Source organism: Photorhabdus viridis (genome assembly GCF_040256935.1).
In the GTDB taxonomy this organism is placed as follows: domain Bacteria; phylum Pseudomonadota; class Gammaproteobacteria; order Enterobacterales; family Enterobacteriaceae; genus Photorhabdus; species Photorhabdus viridis.
On record NZ_JBEJZY010000206.1, the window covers coordinates 1 to 766 of the forward strand.

The 766-nt window shown below is 60.2% G+C and carries 1 protein-coding gene; it reads right to left on the bottom strand.

The window, feature by feature from the left end; translation table 11 throughout:
- The coding region (locus ABR397_RS22995) for a phage integrase N-terminal SAM-like domain-containing protein (protein ID WP_350307731.1) at positions 1-745 on the bottom strand (745 nt) is incomplete at its 3' end.
- Between the last annotated feature and the right edge of the window lie 21 nt (positions 746-766).

Genomic DNA, 766 nt, shown 5'->3' on the forward strand with positions numbered 1-766 from the left:
GACTGTCCACCGGGTTATACAGGATATGGTGACGTTGCAACAGCCAGCGGAACCACTGACGTAAGACACTCAGGCGGTCCCGCTGACTGCCCGGGGTGTAGGGCTGGCCGTCCGCTTTACGGTGGCTTCTCAGCCAGCGCTGGTAACTTTCCAGTAACGGCAGGCTGACCTGTGGTGCGGTCATGACTCCGCGGGCTTCGCACCAGCTGACGAACGGCAACAGCCGTTCTGCATAGGCTTCCTGAGTCCGTTCGCTTAAGCCCTGTCCCTGCACGGCTTCCAGCCAGGCGGCCAGATGCTGGCGTAGGGTGGCGAAGCGGGTGGGTATCGTGGCGTCAGCCTGATTCAGCGTTTCCGTGACAGCGGCGCGCTTTTTTCTGGCCGGCAGGGCCAGCGTGTCTGCCGGGCTGGTCGGGATAGCGTGCTGTTGCTGCAACCAGTCGAACCACTGGCGTAAGGCGCGCAGGCGCAGGCGCTGACTGGCCGGCGTATAGGGCTGCCCGTTGGCCTTACGATACTGAGCAAGATAATGTTGCCAGTTTTCCAGTAACGGCCCGGTCACCTGAGTTGCGGACAGGATACCCTGTTCCTCGCACCAGCTGACGAACGGCATCAGTCGTTCATGACTGGCGGTCTGACTCTTTTGACTCAGCCCCTGCAACAGCAGGTTATCCAGATACGCCGCAAGATGCTGGCGCAGGGTCAGCCCGAGGGGTGCCGATTGATGTTTAGCAGATAATGACATGATGTAATTTCCTGTAGGGAA